The 2,714-nt window shown below is 68.0% G+C and carries 3 protein-coding genes; 2 read left to right on the top strand and 1 reads right to left on the bottom strand.

Features of this window, described 5'->3' with window-relative positions:
• Positions 1-239, top strand: a 239-nt coding sequence (locus ACIQ67_RS20545; protein ID WP_397536229.1) for a RidA family protein, incomplete at its 5' end; no start/stop codon positions are given.
• Positions 240-308: 69 nt separating this feature from the next.
• Here the strand turns inward: ACIQ67_RS20545 and ACIQ67_RS20540 are convergent.
• The gene (locus ACIQ67_RS20540) at positions 309-1,532 is read right to left on the bottom strand and encodes a M24 family metallopeptidase (protein WP_397536228.1); all 1,224 of its coding nucleotides are present in this window, start codon (positions 1,530-1,532) and stop codon (positions 309-311) included.
• Between the two features lie 130 nt (positions 1,533-1,662).
• On the opposite strand from ACIQ67_RS20540, the gene ACIQ67_RS20535 reads away from it, so the two are divergent.
• Positions 1,663-2,714, top strand: a 1,052-nt coding sequence (locus ACIQ67_RS20535; protein WP_397536227.1) for a C69 family dipeptidase, incomplete at its 3' end; no start/stop codon positions are given.

Below are 2,714 nucleotides of genomic sequence, written 5' to 3'. Positions count from 1 at the left end.
CCGGCCAAACCCAGCAGGTGCTGGCCGCCGTCGACGCGCTGCTGGCCCGCGCCGGCAGCGACAAGAGCAAGATCCTGCGCGCGCAGATCTTCATCAAGGACCTGGCCGACTTTGCCGCGATGAACGCGGTCTGGGAAGCCTGGGTCGTGCCCGGCCACACGCCGCCGCGCGCCACGGTGAAGGCCGATCTGGCCAAGCCGGAGTGGAAGATCGAGATCGTCGTCACCGCGGCGGTCTGATCCGCTGCGCTGGTCCTGCGCGACGGGGCAGGCGCACAGCGACAGGGCTGAAGCAGCAGTGCTTCAGCCCTACGCTATTGTGGCCAGGCCGAAGGGGTCGTCCAGGCTGTGCGAGGGCGGGGTGAACCAGTGCGGCCCCTGCTCGCTCATGTAGAAGTGGTCTTCCAGCCGGATGCCGAATTCGCCGGGCAGCACGATCATCGGTTCGTTGCTGAAGCACATGCCCGGTGCCAGTGGCGTGTGATCGCTGCCCACCAGATAGGGCCGCTCGTGGATGCTCAGGCCGATGCCATGGCCGGTGCGGTGCGGCAGGCCTGGCAGGGCATAGCCGGGGCCTAGGCCGGCCGCTTCCAGGCAGGCCCGCGCCGCGGCATCGACCTCGCTGCATGGCAGGCCCAGTCGCGCCGCCTCGAAGGCTGCCGCCTGGGCCTGCTTTTCGAGTGCCCAGATCTCGCGCACCCGCGCGCTGGGCGTGCCGAACACATAGCTGCGTGTCAGGTCGGAGGTGTAGCCGTGCACATGGCAGCCGGTGTCGATCAGCACCACATCGCCCTGGCGCAGATGCTGCGCATGCTTCACGCCATGCGGGAAGGAGGAGGCCACACCGAAGAGCACGATCACAAAGCTCGATCCCTTTGCGCCGACGCGGCGATGCGCCGTGTCGATGAAGGCCGCCACCTCGGTGCTGCTGATGCCCTCGTGCAGCATGCTGGCGGTGGCGCGTTGCACGGCCAGCGTCATGTCGAAGGCGCGCTGCATCAGAGCGATCTCATGCGCTGACTTCTGCATCCGGCAAGCTGCGGTGAGCTCGGCAGCGCTGTACAGCCGCATCGATGCCGGTGCTGCACGCTGCAAGCCGTCGACCATGAAGTAGGGCAGGGTCTCGTCCAGCGCCACCTGGCCTTCGCTCACCCCGGCCGCGGCCAGGGCTTGTCGCACGCAGTCATAGGCGTTCTCATGCTCGTGCCAGCTGTGGATGGGGCCGGGCAGCTGCATCAGCTCGCCCACGGTGCCCAGCTCGAACCAGGGCGCCACATAGCGCAGCGGACCCTCGGCCGGCAGCACGGCACCGACAAAGCGCTCGCTGGCGTGCCAGACCAGGCCGCTGAAATAGCGCAGATTGGCACCCGCGTGCAGCACCAGGGCCGCCACGCCTTGCTGGCGCATCAGGGCCTGGACCTTGGCTTGCCGCGCCTGGTACTCGGCCGGCTGGATGTCGGCGATTTCACCCAGCATGGGGCTCAGACTGTTCAAGGCCTCTTCGGCGCTGCGCCCACCCACTCCCAAACCCATACCCGACTCCTGGCTGTTGCGACATCCCGGGCCGTGCCGGCGCGTCGATTCGTTGAAGATATTCCCATAATATATTTAACTTTTGGGCGGCAACGCGGCAGCGTCAGCAATAGCGGGAGGGGGCAGATTCATGTGCACAGTGATCTATGTGGGGCCGCAGGCCAGCGCCGACGGATCGAGCTGGCTGACGCATTCGGACGCCGGCCAGGATTCGCGCATCCGCCGCGTGCAGGCCGCGGACCATGCGCCCGGCAGCATGGCCGGGGTGTTCTGGGGCCTGCAGGAGGTGCGCGGCGCCGACCTGGCCGAGCAGGGCGAGCGCATCGGCGAGATCCCCCAGGTGGCGCATACCTACGCCTACTTCCACAGCGCCTATTCGCACATCAACGAGCACCAGTTGGCCCTGTCCGAATGCACCACCAGCCAGCGCCCGGAGCTGGACTTCGAGCGCGGGCAGGGCGAGCAGATCATGACGATTGAGCAGGCCATGGTGTTGGCCTTGCAGCGCTGCCGCCGCGCGGTCGATGCGGTGGCATTGCTGGGTCAGCTGATGGAGGACTGGGGCTTTCTGCCGTCCTGCGGTGGCGGCAGCGAGCTGCTGGTGCTGGCCGATCCGCATGAGGCCTGGGTGCTGGAAGTGCTGGGCGTGGGCCCGGGTTGGCAGCGAGCCAGCGGCCAGCCCGGTGCGCTGTGGGCGGCCCGCCGTGTGGCGCCCGATCAAACCCTCGTGGCGGCCAATTGGAGTTTGCTGCGCGAGCTGGACCCGGCGGATGCCGAGGTGCTCATCGGGCGTGGCGTCCTCGAGTTCGCCATCTCTCGCGGCTGGCACCCGGCCAAAGAGCCGGTGCTGCACTGGCAGCGCAGCTTCATCCCGCCGGTGCGCGAATGGGCCATCTCACGGCTGTGGCTGTTCTACCGCCAGGTGGCACCCACCTTGAAGGCCTGGCCGCAGCGCCAGCTGGGCGCTGATCTGCACCAGACCCAGGATGCCTATGGCCAGGCGTTGGAGCCGGCTGACTTCTACCCCTTCTCGGTGTGCCCGGAGCATCCGCTGCGACGCACGGATCTGCTGGCCTTTCATCGCAACACCTTCGAAGGCACGGTCTACGACATCACGGCCCAGCCGCAGTGGATGCTGCAGGACGCCAGCGGTGCCTGGCGCCGCAGCGAGCTGGCCACGCC

The sequence above is a fragment of the Roseateles sp. genome (assembly GCF_044373315.1).
In the GTDB taxonomy this organism is placed as follows: Bacteria; Pseudomonadota; Gammaproteobacteria; order Burkholderiales; family Burkholderiaceae_C; genus JACDQM01.
Note: the sequence above shows the minus strand (reverse complement) of the source record. Positions and strands in the feature narration are given on the sequence as shown.

Bases quoted from the DNA above. Each gene is read 5' to 3' on its own strand.
- ACIQ67_RS20540 (WP_397536228.1), bottom strand. From the start codon at position 1,532: ATGGGTTTGGGAGTGGGTGGGCGCAGCGCCGAAGAGGCCTTGAACAGT.